Consider the following 15,586-nt stretch of genomic DNA (forward strand, 5'->3'; position numbering starts at 1 on the left):
GTTCGCTGAAAGTTCCGGCGGCGAAAGCGTGGACCGCCGAGAGTTTCGGCCGCGCGCGTCGTGCGCCCGGGTTTCCGAAGAGTTTCAGGGCTCGAGCACGGCGCCGAACGAACGGCTTCAGGGCTCGAACGCGGATCGCGAGCAGCCTCAGGTCCCGAAAACCCGCCGGGTGTAGGCGTTGGCGAAGACGCGGTCCGGGTCGGTCTTCTCGCGGACCTCGAGGAAGTCGCCGAAGCGCGGGTAGTCGGCGGCGAAGTCGTCGCGGTCGCGGTTGTGCAGCTTGCCCCAGTGCGGGCGGCCGTCGTGCGCGATCATGATCTGCTCGGCCTGCTCGAAGTACGCGGTCTGATCCATGCCCTGGAACATGTGGAACGCCAGGTACACCGTGTCGCGGCCGTGGGCGGTGGAGAGCCACAGGTCGTCGGCGGGGGCGCAGCGGACCTCGATCGGGACGTTCACCTTCAGGTTCTGGTGCGCGATCATGCGTTCGACCTCGCGCAGCGCGGGCGCGGCGGCCTCGACCGGGAGGGCGTACTCCATCTCCACGAACTTGAAGGTGCGCGGGGAGGTGAACACCCGGTCCGAGCGGTCCACGAAGGTGCGGGCCGAGAGCACCTTCGCGGCCATCTTGTTGATGGCCGGTATCGCGCGGGGGGCGGCCCGGCCGACGCGGCAGACGCCGGCGAAGAAGGTGTTGGACAGGAACTCGTCCTCGAACCACTCCCGGCGGCGGGAGAGCGGGCGGGCGGGGCCCTCGCTGCGGTTGTTGCGCTTGACCGTCGTCATCGCGGTGTGCGGGAACCACCAGAACTCGAAGTGCTCGTTCCGCGTGCGCAGCTCCTCGAAGCGCTCGAGCACCTCGGCCAGCCGCATCGGCTCCTCGTGCGCCTCCAGCAGGAACGCCGGCTCCGTGCGGAAGGTCACCGCCGTGATCACGCCGATGGCGCCGAGCGAGATCCGGGCCGCCTCGAACAGGTCGGGGTGCTCGTCGGCGGAGCAGGCGACCAGGCTGCCGTCGGCCAGCACCAGCTCGAGGCCGGCCACCTGGGCGGCGATCGAGGCGCTGTCGCGGCCGGTGCCGTGGGTGCCGGTGCCGATCGCGCCGGAGACGGTCTGGGCCTGGATGTCGCCCATGTTCCGCAGCGCCCGGCCCTGCTCGGCCAGCAGCTCGTTGAGCCGCCACAGGCCCATCCCGGCCTCCACCGTGACCAGGCCGGTGGCCGGGTCGGCGCCGCGCAGCCGGGCCAGGTTGCCCATCCGGATCTGCACGCCGTCGGTGACCGCGACCGGGGTGAACGAGTGGCCGGAGCCGACCGGCTTGACCGTCATCCCGCGCGCCGCGGCGTCCCGCACCGTCTCCGCGACCTCCTGCGGGCTGCTCGGAGCAGCCACGCGGCGCATCCGGGCCTGCTGGTTGCCGGCCCAGTTCGTCCAGGTCCGGGTCGCGGTGGCTTCGGTCGGGAGAGTGCTCATCCTGGGCCAATCTTGCGGGCGTCTCGTGCGGCGATCGGGCGGGGCTGCTGCGGGTCGGGGCCGGGGCCGGGCGAGGGAAACGGGCGCGGTCAGAAGCGAAACCCGCGGGTTCGACGAGGTTTCGCAGGGAGTAAGCCAACTTGACCGTAGACCTCGCGTCAAGGGGCACTGCCTCAGCGTGCGAGGATTTGGGCATGGTGGAGTCCGTGAGCGTCTCGGCCGAGCCGTACGACGCGCTGCTGTTGCTGTCCTTCGGCGGGCCGGAGGGTCCGGACGAGGTCTTGCCATTCCTGGAGAACGTGACCCGAGGCCGAGGCATCCCGCGCGAGCGGCTCGCGGCCGTGGGGGAGCACTACTTCCTCTTCGGAGGAGTCAGCCCGATCAACGCGCAGTGCCGGGCGCTGCTGGCCGAGATCGAGAAGGATCTGGCCGGGCACGGCATCGACATCCCGGTGTATTGGGGCAACCGCAACTGGCACCCCTTCCTGGCGGACACGCTTCGCCGGATGGCCGCGGACGGGGTACGCCGACCGCTGGTGTTCGTGACCTCGGCGTACTCGTCGTATTCGGGTTGCCGGCAGTATCGCGAGGACTTGGCGGCGGCCGCGGCCGAGGCCGGCGTGCTCGACGTGATGCGGGTCGACAAGATCCGCGCCTACTTCGACCACCCGGGATTCGTCGGCCCCTTCATCGGGTCGACGCTCGCCGCGCTCGAGGAGCTCGACCCGGAGCTGCGCGACGGCGCGGAGATCGCCTTCGTCACCCATTCGGTTCCGCTTTCCTATGCCCAGACCAGTGCGTACGTCCCGCAGCACGAGGCGGTCGCGGGTCTGGTGGCGGGCGCAGTGCGGGAGCGTACTGGGGTGGAGCGGCCGTGGAAGCTCGTCTACTGCAGCCGCAGCGGTCCGCCGACGCAGCCGTGGCTGGAGCCTGACATCGGCGTCCACTTGCGAGAGCGCGTCGAGGCCGGGGCTCGCGCGATCGTGCTGGTGCCGATCGGTTTCGTCTCGGACCACATGGAAGTGATCTACGATCTGGACACGCAGGCCGCGCAGGTCGCGGCCGGGCTCGGGCTGCCGGTGGCCAGGGCCGCGACGCCGGGGACGCACCCGGACTTCGTGGCGCTGGTGCGGGACCTGCTCATCGAGCGGGCGGCCGCGGAGCGCGGCGTCGCGGTGGTGCGGGCCGGGCTGAGCGGGCTCGGGCCGATGCCGGACGTGTGCGCGGCCGGGTCCTGCCCGAACCCGCGGGGGCCGGGCAAGCCGGCGCTGTGCGGGCGGGACTGAGAGCGGGCCGCGAACCGCGCGGGGCCGCCGAGACCAGACCAGAGGGCGAGAGGAAGCACGATGGCTGCGGACATGGGTGGCGTCGATCCGGCGGAGCTGCTGGCCACGGCGCGGGTGGCGGCCCAGGAGGCCGCGGTGCTGCTGGTGCAGGGCCGGCCGGCCGATCTGGGCGTCGCCGAGACGAAGTCGAGCCCGACCGACGTGGTCACCGAGATGGACACGGCCTCGGAGAAGGCCATCCGGGCGACGATCCGCCGCCATCGGCCGGATGACGGCTTCCTCGGCGAGGAGGGCGGCACCGAGGCCGGCCGGAGCGGCGTGCGCTGGATCATCGACCCGATCGACGGCACGGTGAACTACCTCTACGGGCTGCCGTCCTGGTCCGTCTCGATCGCCGCCGAGGTGGACGGGCGGATCGTGGCGGGCGTGGTGCTCGCGCCGCAGATGGGGGAGCTCTACACGGCGGTGCTGGGCGGCGGGGCGTGGCTCGGCGAGCGGCGGCTGGCGGCGACCGCTCCCTCGGGGCTGGACCGGGCCCTGGTGGCCACCGGGTTCGGCTACCGGGCCGAGCGGCGGGAGCGGCAGGGTCAGATCGTGGCCGGGCTGATCGGACGGGTGCGCGACATCCGCCGGGCCGGCAGCGCGGCGCTGGACCTGTGTGCGGTCGCGGCCGGGCGGGTGGACGGGTACTTCGAACGGGGCACGCACCTGTGGGACCACGCGGCGGGGGCCCTGATCGCGACGGAGGCGGGGGCCCGCGTGGAGGGTTTCCACGGGACCCCCGCCTCGGAGTCGATGGTGCTGGCGGCGGGGCCTGCGCTCTTTCCGGCTCTGCACGAGGCCCTGGTGGGCCTCGGTGCGGACGAGCCGGGCTACTGAGGGCGCCCGGGGATCACTCGGGCGCCGGGAAAGAGCCGGGCAAGCGCGGGGCGCCGGCGGCGGCGGGACGGCGGCTCAGGCCGCCATGGTACGGATCTGGGGGTCGACCCCGTGGTCGGCGGCGATGCGCAGCAGCGAATCGAGTTCGCCCTGCTCCACCTGTACCCCGTACACATCCTGGGCGGTCATGGCGCGGCGCAGGGCCGACTCGGTGTCTTCGATCCTCTGGCGCAGACGGGCGGCGAAGTCTCCCATGGTGCTCCTTGTGCTCGTGGTACTGGAGGGGCTGACCCGGGACGGGAGGGGCGTGGTGGGCCCCGGGCTGATCGCCTGGCGGGCCGCGAACGGGGGAGAGCGCGGCGGGCGCCTAGCGGAACGGACGCGTCGGACGTACCCACACCCCGGCGATGCTGAAATGGCCATGGGGCGCGAAGTTGGGCCGTGTGAATGACAGCTTCCCGAACCTGGAACTTTCAAACAGCCCGGCCCCGACTGTTCACCTCGTCCTTATCCGGCTGGAGGGATGATGGCGGGGCGCGCCCGGCCTGAGGGCGCGTTCCCGGGCCGCGGCCTGGGCTTTCCGGCTGACGATGCGGCGGTGTGGTGACGGTGCGGGTGCTGGTGGTGGAGGACGAGCAGCTGCTGGCGGACGCGATCGCGCGGGGGTTGCGCCGGGAGTCGATGGCGGTGGACGTGGCCTACGAAGGGGTCGAGGCGGGTGAGCGGATCGGGGTGAACGAGTACGACGTGATCGTGCTCGATCGCGATCTTCCCGGGGTGAGCGGCGACGAGCTCTGCCGGCAGGTGGTCGGCCAGGGCGGCGCCACGCGGGTGCTGATGCTCACGGCGGCGGCCGAGGTGGCCGACCGGGTCGCGGGCCTGAGCCTCGGCGCCGACGACTACCTGGGCAAGCCCTTCGCCTTCGCGGAGCTGGTCGCGCGGGTGCGGGCGCTGGCACGGCGGGCGGTGCCCGCCGTGCCGCCGGTGCTGGAGCGGGCCGGGATATGCCTGGACCCGGCCAGGCGTGAGGTGGCGCGGGACGGACGTCCAGTGGCCCTGTCGCCCAAGGAGTTCGCCGTTCTGGAGGTGCTGATGAGGGCCGGCGGTGCCGCGGTGAGCGCGGAGCAGTTGCTGGAGAAGGCGTGGGACGAGAACGCCGATCCGTTCACCAATGTGGTGCGTGTGACGGTGATGACGTTGCGGCGTCGGCTGGGCGAGCCGCCGGTGATCCTCACGGTGCCCGGCGCCGGCTACCGGATCGGCTGAAGCGGTGGAACCTGATCCCCTGGCCCGCACGATCGTCCCGCTCAGCGCTTCGGGCCATTACCTGCAGCCAGCGGCCGCGGCGGTCCAGCCGCCGCGGCGGCGCGGGCTGCCGGTGCGCGGGAAGCTCGCGCTGATCTTCGTGGCCCTGTTCGTGGTCTTCGGCACGGTGCTGACCGCGGTGACGTACCTGCTGGTGCAGTGGCGGCTGAACCATCCGCGGGCGGATCTGCCGAGCTGGTGCCGGGTGACGGCGGCGGACCGGCTGGCCGGGCAGCGGCTCACGGTGGCGCAGGCGGCCGCGTGCACCCGGGCCGAGCACGTCGAGACGCTGCACCAGATCCTGCTGGCCGCGCTGCTCGGGCTGGCCGTGATCGGCGTCCTGGTGTTCGCGGTGGGCTACTGGGTGGCCGGGCAGGTGCTGCGGCCGCTGAGCCGGGTGACGGCGGCGGCGCGGGGGATCGCGCGGCGCGGCGAGAGCTCGCTCGACACCCGGGCGCGGCTGGCCCCGGACGGGCCGCGGGACGAGCTGTACGAGCTCGCCGAGACCTTCGACGAGATGCTCGACCGGCTCGACGCGGCGTTCGAGAGCCAGCGGCGGTTCACCGGCAACGCCTCGCACGAGCTACGCACGCCGCTGGCGGTGAGCCGGACCCTGCTTGAGGTGACGCTGGCGGACCCGGACACGCCGCCGGACACGGTCGTGCTGGCGCAGGGGCTGCTGGCCAACAACGAGCGCTCCGAACGGATGATCGAGGGCCTGCTGGCGCTCTCCAAGGCGGACCAGGCGGTGCTCGCGCCGGGGCCGGTGCGCTGGGAGGAGGTGGTCGGCGGGGTCGTGGCGATGAGCGGCGCCGAGGCGGCCGAGCGTGGGCTGCGGCTGCGGACGCAGCTGCACCCGGTGCTCGTGCGCGGGGACGCGGCGCTGCTCGAGCAGGTCGCGACGAACCTCGTGCACAACGCGATGCGGCACAACCTGCCGCCGTCCGAGGCCGGCTGGGTCGACGTGGTGACCTACGACCAGGGCGACTACGGGCTGCTCGTGGTGGCCAACAGCGGGCCGGTGGTGCCGACCGACGCGGTGGAGTCGCTGTTCGAGCCGTTCCGCCGGCTGCGGGCCCCGGGGGCGCCGCGCCGGGCGGAGGACCGGGGAGCCGGGCTCGGGCTCTCGATCGTGCGGTCGGTGGTGCGGGCGCACGGCGGCCGGATCGGGATCCAGGGCGGAGCGGACGGGGGGCTGATCGTGCGGGTCTGGATACCGGCGGAGCGGACCGCGGGTGGTTGATCGTGCGGGTCTGGGCTGTATGGACTTCGCGGGCGGAGCGGACGGCGGGTGGTGGTTGATCGTGCGGGTCTGGGCTGTATGGACTTCTCGGGCGGAGCGGACGGCGGGTGGTGGTTGATCGTGCGGGTCTGGGCTGTATGGACTTCTCGGGCGGAGCGGACGGCGGGTGGTGGTTGATCGTGCGGGTCTGGGCTGTATGGACTTCTCGGGCGGAGCGGACGGCGGGTGGTGGTTGATCGTGCGGTTGATCGTGCGGATGTGGGCTCTGCGCGGGTGTGCGCTCCGCGGGTTCGGGCAGAGCGTACCGTGAGCAGTTCTCGACGCTGAGCGACGCGCGGCGGGGGGTGTGATTCAGCCGATTCGGCGCAACCCCCGGGCATACCGCTCTCCGTTGGCGACGTATCTCGACACGGCGTCGGTAAAACTGCCCGGAGCCACCGAGTCGGGGCGGATCTTCGCCGGGACGCCCAGCGCCATCGCCCGGGCCGGCACCTCGGTGCCGGGGGAGACCACCGCGCCCGCCGCCACGAGCGCGCCGGAGCGCACCACGACCCGGTGCAGGAGCACGCTGCCCGAGCCGATCAGGCAGTCGTCCTCGACCGTGCACCCTTCCAGGTGCGCGATGTGACCAACGACACACCGGCTGCCGATCTTCGTCTCGAGCTCCTCTGTGGCGTGGATCACGGTCCCGTCCTGGATCGAGGTGCCCGCGCCGACGGTGATCCTTCCGTAGTCCCCGCGGAGCACCGCGCCGGGCCACACGGTGCTGCCCGCACCCACGCTGACCTGCCCGATCACCGTGGCCTCTGGGTGGACGAAGGCCTGCGGATGGATCTCGGGAACAAGATCGCCGAGAGCGTAGACGGGCATGGCCGGGCCTTTCCGGACAGGGGTGGCGAGGTCGGGGGACATCCTCCCAGACCACCCGAACGGCTGATTCGGTCGGGTGTCGGTTGCATAACACCCCTTGAAGTAAGGCAAAATCTCCGCCTCGGATCGGGCACAACTTTGCCTTCCGATACGTTACGTGCCCTGAACGACCTGTGAACCGCCTGAAGGGGGAGAGGGAAAATGGCTACCGACTACGACACGCCGCGCAAGACGGATGACGAACTCAACGAGGACTCGCTGGAGGAACTGAAGGCCCGACGCGTCGACAAGACCGCCGCCGTGGTGGACCTGGAGGAGGGCGACAACGAGTCGCTCGAGCTTCCGGGTGCCGACCTGTCCGGAGAGGAGCTGAGCGTCCGTGTCCTGCCCCGGCAGGCGGACGAGTTCACCTGCTCCCGTTGTTTCCTGGTGCACCACCAGTCGCAGCTCGCCTTCGAGCGCGACGGCCAGCCGGTGTGCCGGGACTGTGCGTGAGCACGCCGGGCGTGGCGCGGACTTAGCCGGCCGCGGCGTTCGCTCCGGCACCGGCGCCGGCGATCGTCGCGGCCAGCCGCTCCGGGTGGCGCGACGAGAGGTACAAGTACGGGTGCGGGTCACGGGGGTCGACGACCTCGACCCGCACCGCGGTCTTGACGTAGCTGCGCAGCAGCATGAAGGCGCGCGGATCGGCGTCCTGCGACCGCAGTGCCCGGGCCTGCTCGGCATCGAGCGCGCGCGCCTCGCCGAGCGAGGCCAGCGGCAGCGCGGCCGGGCCGGCCTGCAGGTTCTTGCCGTCCAGCCGGATCGAGACCCGGCCGTAGGCGGCGACCACCCAGATCGCGACGGCCGAGCCGGCCACCAGCCCGGCCAGGGCCTGCCATGGGCCGACGACCAGGAAGATGATCCCGAACGCGACCCCGAACAGGATGCCGATCAGGTACCAGGACAGGGGCGCGCTCAGTTGCTCGCGGTAGGAGCCGGGGTTCTCGGAGGCGGTCATGCGTCCTAGGGTCACACACCCCGGGAGCGGGCCGGAAAGGGACCGGTGGCTTTTCATAGTTACCGGCGAGTAATGTTGTTGGCATGAGCTCCCAGGACCCCTCCGGCACCGACGACCGCCGCGCCCCCACCGAACCGCCCGCGGACGTCGTGCTGCCCGAGCGCCATCCCGAGGCCCCGGAGCCCGGTGCCTGGCTCGGCACCCACTACGACCAGTGCTTCGGCTGCGGCGAGGCACGTCCCGAGGGCCTGCACCTGCGCATCCAGGCCGGTCCGGGCGTGTCGGTGGCGGCCGAGTTCGAGGTGGCCGAGGCGCACCAGGGCGCGCCGGGCCTGATCCACGGCGGGCTGCTGACGGCCGCCTTCGACGAGGTCATGGGCTCGGTCAGCTGGATGCTGCGGGTGCCCGCGGTCACCGGGCGGCTGGAGACCGACTTCCTCAAGCCGGTGCCGGTCGGCCGGATCGTGCACCTGCGGGCCTGGTGCGTGGGGCAGGCCGGGCGCAAGTTCTACTACCGGGCCGAGGCCCGGCTCGACGGCGCCGAGGGCCTGCTCGTGGCCCGGGCGGCGGCGCTGTTCGTCGCCGTGAAGCTCGAGCACTTCGTCACCCACGGCCGCCCGGACGAGGTCCAGGCCGTGCTCGAGGACCCGCACCGCTACCGTTCGTTGCAGGCTTTCGAGCTCAACCCCTGACCGTCTCGGCCGCCGCTCGCGCCGCCGCCCCGCCCCGAGCGCGCGGACGGAGTAGGGTGCGGGCGTGAATGCCGCACAGCCCTTGACGGTCCCGGACACGGCCGGCCGGGTCGAGATCCTCATCCACCGGCTCGATCCGGACCTCCCGGCACCCTCCTACGCGCTGCCCGGCGACGCCGGCGCCGACCTGCGCAGCGCGGTGGACGTCGAGCTGGCGCCGGGCGAGCGGGCCGTCGTGCCGACCGGCCTGGCCCTGGCCATACCCGAGGGCTTCGCCGCGTTCGTGCACCCCCGGTCCGGGCTGGCCGCCCGTTACGGGGTTTCCCTGGTCAACACCCCGGGCACCATCGACTCCGGCTATCGCGGCGAGATCAAGCTGATCATCGTGAACCTGGACCGGGCGCACCCGGTCAAGCTGCTCCGGGGCGACCGGGTGGCGCAGCTCGTGGTGCAGCGGGTGGAGCAGGCGCGTTTCGTGGAGGTGGCGCAGCTGCCGCCGAGCGAGCGCGGCCACGGCGGGCACGGGTCCACCGGCCGGTAGGGCGCGGGCCGTCCGCAGCGGGTAAAGCACCGCCGCGGGTTATAGTCCGGCTGTAGTGAAACGATCGGCGCGATGACTGTGCGGGACGCAGGCCGGCACACGAGATTCGAAACTGATGGGGAGATGTGACCGATGTTCCGACGTCGAGGCCGTGACGCGGCGGACGAGGCTGGGCTCGAGCCCGAGGACGAGGGCGAGGAGGCGCAGCAGGAGCAGGAGGCGCCGCGCCGCACGGCCGAGCCTCCCGCCGACCGGGCCGAGGGTCCCTGGGACGCCGCGGAACTGGACAACCCCATGGAGGGCCGGGTCGACCTCGGCGGCCTGCTCGTCCCGGCGGTGCCCGGGATGGAGGTGCGGCTCGAGGTCTCCGAGAAGCAGGAGGTGATGGCCATCACCGTGGTGCTCGGGCAGAGCGCCATCCAGCTGCAGGCCTTCGCCGCCCCCCGTACCGAGGGCATCTGGACCGACGTGCGCGACGAGATCGCGGTGGAGGTCACCAAGCAGGGCGGGGTCATCGACAAGGGCGTGGGCTCCTTCGGCCCGGAGCTGCGCGCGCGGGTCCCGGTCCGTCTGCCGGACGGCAACCAGGGCGTGCAGGTGGTGCGCTTCCTCGGCGCCGACGGCCCGCGCTGGTTCCTGCGCGCGGTGATCTCCGGCCAGGCCGCGGTGCAGGCCGAGGCGGCCGCGATGGTCGAGCAGGTGTTCCGCAACGTCGTGGTGGTGCGCGGCACCCAGGCCATGGCCCCGCGGGAGCCGATCCAGCTGCGCCTGCCCCCGCAGGCCCGCCCGACCGAGGACGCGGACCAGCCCGGCGCCGAGGCCGGCTCCCCGTACACCAGCAGCGACCTCAACCCGTTCCAGCGCGGCCCCGAGATCACCGAGATCCGTTGACCGCGCCGCGCCGCCGCGGGCCGGAGCACGGCCAGCGGCGCGGCGGCGGCCCCGCCCGCGTTCTTCCGCCGGGCGGGGGTGCGGAAGGTACGATGCCAGACATGTCAGCCGAAGCCGCCGCCGCGGCGCCGCAGCCCTCGACGCACGCGTCCGCCGACGCGGTCGCCTCCCCCTCGCCCGAGGCCGGGGAGGCGTCGCACGAGGAGCGCCTGGCCGCGTACCAGGCCTCCGTGTTCAAGGCCTTCGGCGGCCGCCGCGGCCTGGCCGAGGTCGGCCTGCCCAGCATCCTGTTCGTCGTGGTCTACGGCCTCTCGCGCAACCTGGGCGCGGCGATCTGGACCGCGGTGGCGGTGGCGGCCGTGCTCAGCGCGGTGCGCCTGGCCAAGCGCGACACCCTGCAGCACTCGCTCGGCGGCCTGGCCGGCGTGCTGGTGTGCGCCGCGGTCGCGCACTTCTCCGGTCAGGCCAAGGGCTTCTACCTGCCGGGCGTGCTGCTCAACATCGGCTACGCGATCGTGTTCTCGGTCAGCGCCCTGGTGCGCTGGCCGGCGGTCGGGGTGGTGCTCGGCCCGATCACCGGCGAGATGATGGCCTGGCGCGAGCAGCCGGCCAGGCTGCGCGCGTTCACCCTGGCCACCTGGCTGCTCGCGGCCATGTTCACGCTGCGGGTGTGCGTCGAGGTGCCGCTGTACCTGTCCAATCAGATCGACGCGCTGGGTGTGGCCAAGATCATCATGAGCTACCCGCTCTACCTCGCCGTCGTCTACGCCTGCTGGCAGATCATCCGGCGCGCCCCGCTGCCCGCCGTCAAGGCGGCCCACGCGGCCGGCCAGGGCGCCGCGGAGGACGCCGAGGGGTCGTAAGGCCCGGATCCGCCGCCGAGGCCGCCAGCGGCCGTCACAGAGCTCTGACAAACGACCGGCCCCGCCGCCCCCCGATCGAAGGGGGCGGCGGGGCCGGTCCGGCTCCGCGGCGCGGGCGCGGAGCCGTGCGTCAGTGCGTGGCCTCGGCGTTGAGCAGGTCCTCGAGCTGCTGCTCCCGGTCCGGCGCGGCCACGAACAGCAGCTCGTCGCCGCCCTCCAGCGGGTCGTCCGGGGTCGGCACGACCACCCGGCCGCCGCGCAGCACCGCCACCAGCGCCGTGTCGTCGGGCCAGTCCACCGCCCCGATGACGGTGCCGACCAGCGGCGCGTCGGCCGGCAGGGTCAGCTCCACCAGGTTCGCCTCGCCCTGGCTGAAGCGCAGCACCCGAACCAGGTCGCCGACCGAGACGGCCTCCTCGACCAGGGCCGACATCAGGCGCGGGGTGGAGACGGCCACGTCCACGCCCCAGGCCTCGTTGAACAGCCACTCGTTCTTCGGGTGGTTGACCCGCGACACCACCCGGGGCACGCCGTACTCGGTCTTCGCGAGCAGCGAGACGACCAGGTTGGCCTTGTCGTCCCCGGTGGCCGCGATGGCCACGTTGCACCGCTGCAGGCCGGCCTCGTCCAGCGAGGCGATCTCGCAGGCGTCGGCCAGCAGCCACTCCGCCCGGGGCAGCTCGTCCACCGCGATGCGGTGCGGCTCCTTGTCGATCAGGAGCACTTCGTGGCCGTTCTCCAGCAGCTCCACGGCGATGGAGCGGCCGACGTTGCCGGCTCCGGCGATCGCGACGCGCATCAGTGCTCGGGTCCCTTCGCGAAGATCTGCTCCACCTGCGACTGCTCGGCGGTGTTCAGCGCCACGTGCACCAGGTCGCCTTCCTGCAGCACGGTGTCGTTCTCGGGCAGTATGCCCTTGCCCAGCCGGGTGATCAGCGCCACCCGGGTGCCGGAGACCGACTCGAGCCGGGCCACCCGGTGGCCCACCCACGCCGGGCTCACGTGCACCTCGACCACCGCGACGGTGCCGGACGGGTCGCGCCAGTGCTCCTCGCCGCCGCCCGGGATCAGCCGGCGCAGCATCTGGTCCGCGGTCCAGCGCACAGTGGCCACCGTCGGGATGCCGAGCCGCTCGTAGATCTCGGCCCGGCGCGGGTCGTAGATGCGCGCGCAGACGTTCTCCACGCCGAAGGTCTCCCGGGCCACCCGGGCCGCGATGATGTTCGAGTTGTCGCCGGAGGAGACCGCGGCGAACGCGCCGGCGCCCTCGATCCCGGCCGCGATCAGAGTGTCCCGGTCGAAGCCGGTGCCGGTCACGCGACGACCGCGGAAGATTCCCCCGAGCCGGCGGAAGGCCTGCGGATCCTGGTCGATCACGGCGGCGCTGTGCCCCAGTTCCTCCATGCTCAGGGCCAGCGTGGAACCCACGCGGCCGCAGCCCATGATCACGATATGCACAGTGCCCGGTCTCCTCGAAGCTCGTCGATGGTGGCGAGGGCCGCGGCGCGTCCTCACGGTGACGTGTCTATCATCCGTCCGTCTTCAGGAACAGCGGCGGGTGCGGCCGCTCCCGCCGCGCACGCCCTACCCTTGAGTGTCACCCGCCGGAGCCCCGGCCATCCACGCGAGACAAGGAAACACCGTGCCGCGCAGCGCCTCCTCCCGCCCCTCCACCCGCGCCCACGCGCCCGCCGAGCGCCCCGACGCCGGGCCCTCGCTGGTCGGCGAGCGCTTCGAGGTGCGGGTCGGGCCGGTGGCGCACGGCGGCTTCTGCGTGGCCCGGCACGAGGGGCGCGCGGTGTTCGTGCGGCACGCGCTGCCGGGCGAGCACGTGGTGGTGGAGGTGACCGAGGGGCACGGGAACGACCGCTACCTGCGAGCGGACGCGGTCGAGGTGCTCGAGGCCTCCGCCGACCGGGTGCCCGCGCCGTGCCCGTACGCCGGGCCGGGCAAGTGCGGGGGCTGCGATTGGCAGCACGCGGCGCCCGAGGCGCAGCGGGCGCTGAAGGCGGCGGTGATCCGGGAGCAGTTGCAGCGGCTGGCCGGGATCGAGCGCAACGTCGTGGTCGAGCCCGCGCCGGGCGACGCGGACGGCCTCGGCTGGCGCACCCGGGTGCAGTTCGCCGTGGACGGGCAGGGCCGTGCCGGACTGCGCAAGAGCCGCTCGCACGACGTGGTGCCGGTCGAGCAGTGCCTGATCGCCGCGGACGGCGTCGAAGAAGTGGGGATCGAGCAGCGCGACTGGTCCGGGGTGGCCGGCGTCGAGGTGATCGCCTCCACCGGGTCCTCGGACCGGGCCGTGGTGGTCACACCGCTGCCCAAGCCGCTCGGCCGCATGCCCATCGTCGAGCTCGACGTGCCGGTCTCGGTGCTGCGCGGGGACGGCGAGGGCGGAGCCGCCCGGGTGCACGGCCGGGCCCAGGTGCGGGAGGTGGCCGCCGGGCGCACCTTCAAGATCAGCGGATCAGGGTTCTGGCAGGTGCACCCGGCCGCCGCGGACGTGCTGAGCCAGGCCGTGCTCGAGTACGTCGACGCCCGGCCCGGCGAGACCGCGATGGACCTGTACAGCGGCGTGGGCCTGTTCGCGGCCGGTCTGGCCGCGGCGGTCGGCCCGGACGGCGAGGTGGTCGCGGTGGAGTCCGACCGCGGCGCGGTGGCCGACGCGCGGACCAACCTGGCCGAGTTCGAGCACGTCGTGCTGGTCGAGGACCGGGTGGACAAGGCCATCTCCCAGGCGCCGGCCGGGTTCGAGGCCGAGGTCGTGGTGCTCGACCCGCCGCGGGCCGGCGCCGGGCGCAACGTGGTGGCCGGGATCGCCGGCCTGCGCCCGCGCGTGATCGCCTACGTGGCCTGCGACCCGGCCGCCCTGGCCCGGGATCTGGGCTACTTCGCCGAGCGCGGATACCGGCTGACCGGCCTGCGCGCCTTCGACCTGTTCCCGATGACCCACCACGTCGAGTGCGTGGCCAAGCTGGAACGGGCGTAAAGCGCTCGCCCGGTCCCGGTAGGATCCGTGGTGGAGGGCCGCGACTGGCGCCAACGAGGTGGAACCGACCACCGTGGAGCGGCCCGGATCATCAGCAGTGGGCACCGTGCGCCTGGGTGACCGCCGACGAGTCGACCCTGACCTGGAGGCACCGTGCACGAGCCCGCCCTGACCCACCTGGCCGCAGCCGACCCCGAGATCGCCCGGCTGGCCGAAGCCGAGGCGAAGCGCCAGTTCGAGAAGATCCGGCTGATCGCCTCGGAGAACTACGTCTCCACCGCCGTGCTCGAGGCCACCGGCACGGTCTTCACCAACAAGTACTCCGAGGGGTACGCCGGCAGGCGCTACTACGAGGGCCAGCAGGTCGTCGACCAGCTCGAGCGCCTGGCCATCGAGCGGGCCAAGAGCCTGTTCGGCGCCGAGCACGCGAACGTCCAGCCGTACTCGGGCTCGCCCGCCAACCTGGCGGTCTACCTGGCCTTCATGACCCCCGGCGACACCGTGCTCTCGATGGACCTGCCGATGGGCGGCCACCTGACCCACGGCTCCCCGGTCTCGGCCACCGGCAAGTGGTTCCGGCCCACCCACTACGGGGTGCGCCAGGAGACCGGCCGGGTCGACATGAACGACGTGCGCGAGATCGCGCTGCGCGAGCGGCCCAAGCTGATCATCGCGGGCGGCACGGCCATCCCGCGCACCATCGACTTCCCGGCCTTCGCCGAGATCGCCAAGGAGGTCGGCGCGATCCTGCTGGCCGACATGGCGCACATCGCCGGCCTGGTCGCGGGCGGCGCGCACCCGACCCCGGTGGGCTACGCCGACGTGATCTCCACCACCACGCACAAGACCCTGCGCGGCCCGCGCGGCGCCATGCTGCTGTCCACCGAGGAGCACGCCAAGGCGATCGACAAGGCGGTCTTCCCGGGCCTGCAGGGCGGCCCGCACAACCACACCACCGCCGGCATCGCGGTGGCGCTGGCCGAGGCGGCCCGGCCCTCGTTCCGCGACTACGCGGCCGGCATCGTGGCCAACGCCCAGGCCCTGGCGGCGGCCCTGCTCGAGCGCGGCTTCGACCTCGTCTCCGGCGGCACCGACAACCACCTGCTGCTGCTCGACCTGAGCAACAAGGAGGTCACCGGCAAGGTGGCGGCGAAGGCGCTGGACGTGGCCGGCATCGAGCTGAACTTCAACTCGGTGCCGTTCGACACCCGCCGTCCGTTCGACCCCTCCGGCCTGCGCCTCGGCGCCGCCGCGATCACCACCCGCGGCCTGGGCACCGAGCACATGCCGCAGCTCGCCGAGTGGATCGAGCGCGCGGTGCTCGCGGCCGGCCGCGGCCCGCTCGACGACGCCGAGGTGGCCAAGGAGCTCGACACCGTCGCCGGCGAGGTCCGCGACCTGCTCGAGGCGTTCCCGATGCCCGGGTACGCGCGCTGACGCGCTGACGGGCGGCGGCAGGGTACCCGTCGGCTGCCCGCCGCCCCGTGATGGTGAGTCCGCACGAGGCGAAAGCACCGAAAGCCCCCTCCGCGCTCTGAGCGGAGGGGGCTTTCGCGG

At 73.0% G+C, this 15,586-nt stretch carries 17 protein-coding genes and 1 riboswitch; of the genes, 11 read left to right on the forward strand and 6 right to left on the reverse strand.

Annotated elements, in window-relative coordinates; translation table 11 throughout:
• Positions 1–147: 147 nt before the first annotated feature.
• The gene (locus tag ACTRO_RS32025; RefSeq protein WP_034269149.1) at positions 148–1,473 is read right to left on the reverse strand and encodes a D-arabinono-1,4-lactone oxidase; all 1,326 of its coding nucleotides are present in this window, start codon (positions 1,471–1,473) and stop codon (positions 148–150) included.
• A gap of 194 nt (positions 1,474–1,667) precedes the next feature.
• Between ACTRO_RS32025 and ACTRO_RS32030 the strand changes: the two genes are divergently transcribed.
• Positions 1,668–2,759, forward strand: coding sequence for a ferrochelatase (locus ACTRO_RS32030; protein ID WP_034269152.1), 1,092 nt, complete (start codon positions 1,668–1,670; stop codon positions 2,757–2,759).
• Positions 2,760–2,819: 60 nt separating this feature from the next.
• Positions 2,820–3,638 (forward strand): inositol monophosphatase family protein, encoded by an 819-nt coding sequence (locus ACTRO_RS32035; protein WP_245594553.1) that lies wholly within the window; start codon positions 2,820–2,822, stop codon positions 3,636–3,638.
• Between the two features lie 75 nt (positions 3,639–3,713).
• Here ACTRO_RS32035 and ACTRO_RS32040 read toward each other — a convergent pair whose 3' ends face one another.
• Positions 3,714–3,893: a hypothetical protein gene (locus tag ACTRO_RS32040; protein ID WP_034269157.1), complete on the reverse strand. Its 180-nt coding sequence runs from the start codon at positions 3,891–3,893 to the stop codon at positions 3,714–3,716.
• Positions 3,894–4,247: 354 nt separating this feature from the next.
• Here ACTRO_RS32040 and ACTRO_RS32045 point away from each other — a divergent pair, with 354 nt between their 5' ends.
• Both ACTRO_RS32045 and ACTRO_RS32050 read left to right on the forward strand, forming a co-directional pair.
• Positions 4,248–4,904 (forward strand): response regulator transcription factor, encoded by a 657-nt coding sequence (locus ACTRO_RS32045; protein ID WP_034277658.1) that lies wholly within the window; start codon positions 4,248–4,250, stop codon positions 4,902–4,904.
• A gap of 4 nt (positions 4,905–4,908) precedes the next feature.
• Entirely contained in the window at positions 4,909–6,186 is a 1,278-nt protein-coding gene (locus ACTRO_RS32050; RefSeq protein WP_051451714.1) for a sensor histidine kinase, read from the forward strand.
• A gap of 351 nt (positions 6,187–6,537) precedes the next feature.
• Here the strand turns inward: ACTRO_RS32050 and ACTRO_RS32055 are convergent, their stop codons facing one another.
• Positions 6,538–7,056 (reverse strand): gamma carbonic anhydrase family protein, encoded by a 519-nt coding sequence (locus ACTRO_RS32055; protein ID WP_034269160.1) that lies wholly within the window; start codon positions 7,054–7,056, stop codon positions 6,538–6,540.
• Between the two features lie 201 nt (positions 7,057–7,257).
• Here ACTRO_RS32055 and ACTRO_RS32060 point away from each other — a divergent pair, with 201 nt between their 5' ends.
• Positions 7,258–7,551 (forward strand): DUF4193 domain-containing protein, encoded by a 294-nt coding sequence (locus tag ACTRO_RS32060; protein ID WP_034269162.1) that lies wholly within the window; start codon positions 7,258–7,260, stop codon positions 7,549–7,551.
• 22 nt (positions 7,552–7,573) lie between these two features.
• On the opposite strand, the gene ACTRO_RS32065 is transcribed toward ACTRO_RS32060, so the two are convergent.
• A complete protein-coding gene (locus ACTRO_RS32065) occupies positions 7,574–8,056 on the reverse strand; it encodes a DUF3093 domain-containing protein (protein ID WP_034269165.1) in 483 nt (160 codons plus the stop codon).
• An 83-nt stretch (positions 8,057–8,139) separates the two neighbouring features.
• Between ACTRO_RS32065 and ACTRO_RS32070 the strand changes: the two genes are divergently transcribed.
• The 4 genes from ACTRO_RS32070 to ACTRO_RS32085 all read left to right on the forward strand — a co-directional run bounded on the left by ACTRO_RS32070 (position 8,140) and on the right by ACTRO_RS32085 (position 11,043).
• On the forward strand, positions 8,140–8,748 hold the full coding sequence (locus ACTRO_RS32070; protein ID WP_034269168.1) for a PaaI family thioesterase: 609 nt from the start codon (positions 8,140–8,142) through the stop codon (positions 8,746–8,748).
• 64 nt (positions 8,749–8,812) lie between these two features.
• A complete protein-coding gene (gene dut, locus ACTRO_RS32075; protein WP_245594554.1) occupies positions 8,813–9,289 on the forward strand; it encodes a dUTP diphosphatase in 477 nt (158 codons plus the stop codon).
• Positions 9,290–9,421: 132 nt separating this feature from the next.
• Positions 9,422–10,180: a DUF3710 domain-containing protein gene (locus tag ACTRO_RS32080; RefSeq protein WP_034269173.1), complete on the forward strand. Its 759-nt coding sequence runs from the start codon at positions 9,422–9,424 to the stop codon at positions 10,178–10,180.
• A 101-nt stretch (positions 10,181–10,281) separates the two neighbouring features.
• Positions 10,282–11,043: a DUF3159 domain-containing protein gene (locus ACTRO_RS32085; protein WP_051451715.1), complete on the forward strand. Its 762-nt coding sequence runs from the start codon at positions 10,282–10,284 to the stop codon at positions 11,041–11,043.
• A 130-nt stretch (positions 11,044–11,173) separates the two neighbouring features.
• On the opposite strand, the gene ACTRO_RS32090 is transcribed toward ACTRO_RS32085, so the two are convergent.
• Positions 11,174–11,842: a potassium channel family protein gene (locus ACTRO_RS32090; RefSeq protein ID WP_034269176.1), complete on the reverse strand. Its 669-nt coding sequence runs from the start codon at positions 11,840–11,842 to the stop codon at positions 11,174–11,176.
• Positions 11,842–12,501, reverse strand: coding sequence for a potassium channel family protein (locus tag ACTRO_RS32095; RefSeq protein WP_034269179.1), 660 nt, complete (start codon positions 12,499–12,501; stop codon positions 11,842–11,844). The genes ACTRO_RS32090 and ACTRO_RS32095 overlap by 1 nt, the downstream gene beginning before the upstream one ends.
• A gap of 184 nt (positions 12,502–12,685) precedes the next feature.
• Here ACTRO_RS32095 and ACTRO_RS32100 point away from each other — a divergent pair, with 184 nt between their 5' ends.
• Together ACTRO_RS32100 and ACTRO_RS32105 are read left to right on the forward strand one after the other, a co-directional pair.
• Positions 12,686–14,029 carry a class I SAM-dependent RNA methyltransferase gene (locus tag ACTRO_RS32100; protein WP_084316671.1) on the forward strand — a complete coding sequence of 448 codons (1,344 nt, stop codon included), beginning with the start codon at positions 12,686–12,688 and terminating at the stop codon, positions 14,027–14,029.
• Between the two features lie 30 nt (positions 14,030–14,059).
• A riboswitch (ZMP/ZTP riboswitch) is annotated at positions 14,060–14,154 on the forward strand.
• A gap of 28 nt (positions 14,155–14,182) precedes the next feature.
• Positions 14,183–15,466, forward strand: a complete 1,284-nt coding sequence (locus ACTRO_RS32105) for a serine hydroxymethyltransferase (RefSeq protein WP_034269182.1) — start codon at positions 14,183–14,185, stop codon at positions 15,464–15,466.
• Positions 15,467–15,586 lie beyond the last annotated feature (120 nt).

Source organism: Actinospica robiniae DSM 44927 (assembly GCF_000504285.1).
In the GTDB taxonomy this organism is placed as follows: domain Bacteria; phylum Actinomycetota; class Actinomycetes; order Streptomycetales; family Catenulisporaceae; genus Actinospica; species Actinospica robiniae.

Excerpts from the sequence above, each read along its gene's own strand:
- ACTRO_RS32065 (WP_034269165.1), bottom strand. The coding sequence starts at position 8,056 with ATGACCGCCTCCGAGAACCCCGGCTCCTACCGCGAGCAACTGAGCGCG.
- ACTRO_RS32035 (WP_245594553.1), top strand. The coding sequence starts at position 2,820 with ATGGCTGCGGACATGGGTGGCGTCGATCCGGCGGAGCTGCTGGCCACG.
- ACTRO_RS32090 (WP_034269176.1), bottom strand. The coding sequence starts at position 11,842 with ATGCGCGTCGCGATCGCCGGAGCCGGCAACGTCGGCCGCTCCATCGCC.
- ACTRO_RS32030 (WP_034269152.1), top strand. The coding sequence starts at position 1,668 with ATGGTGGAGTCCGTGAGCGTCTCGGCCGAGCCGTACGACGCGCTGCTG.
- ACTRO_RS32025 (WP_034269149.1), bottom strand. The coding sequence starts at position 1,473 with ATGAGCACTCTCCCGACCGAAGCCACCGCGACCCGGACCTGGACGAAC.
- ACTRO_RS32055 (WP_034269160.1), bottom strand. The coding sequence starts at position 7,056 with ATGCCCGTCTACGCTCTCGGCGATCTTGTTCCCGAGATCCATCCGCAG.
- ACTRO_RS32085 (WP_051451715.1), top strand. The coding sequence starts at position 10,282 with ATGTCAGCCGAAGCCGCCGCCGCGGCGCCGCAGCCCTCGACGCACGCG.
- ACTRO_RS32070 (WP_034269168.1), top strand. The coding sequence starts at position 8,140 with ATGAGCTCCCAGGACCCCTCCGGCACCGACGACCGCCGCGCCCCCACC.
- ACTRO_RS32060 (WP_034269162.1), top strand. The coding sequence starts at position 7,258 with ATGGCTACCGACTACGACACGCCGCGCAAGACGGATGACGAACTCAAC.
- ACTRO_RS32080 (WP_034269173.1), top strand. The coding sequence starts at position 9,422 with ATGTTCCGACGTCGAGGCCGTGACGCGGCGGACGAGGCTGGGCTCGAG.
- ACTRO_RS32040 (WP_034269157.1), bottom strand. The coding sequence starts at position 3,893 with ATGGGAGACTTCGCCGCCCGTCTGCGCCAGAGGATCGAAGACACCGAG.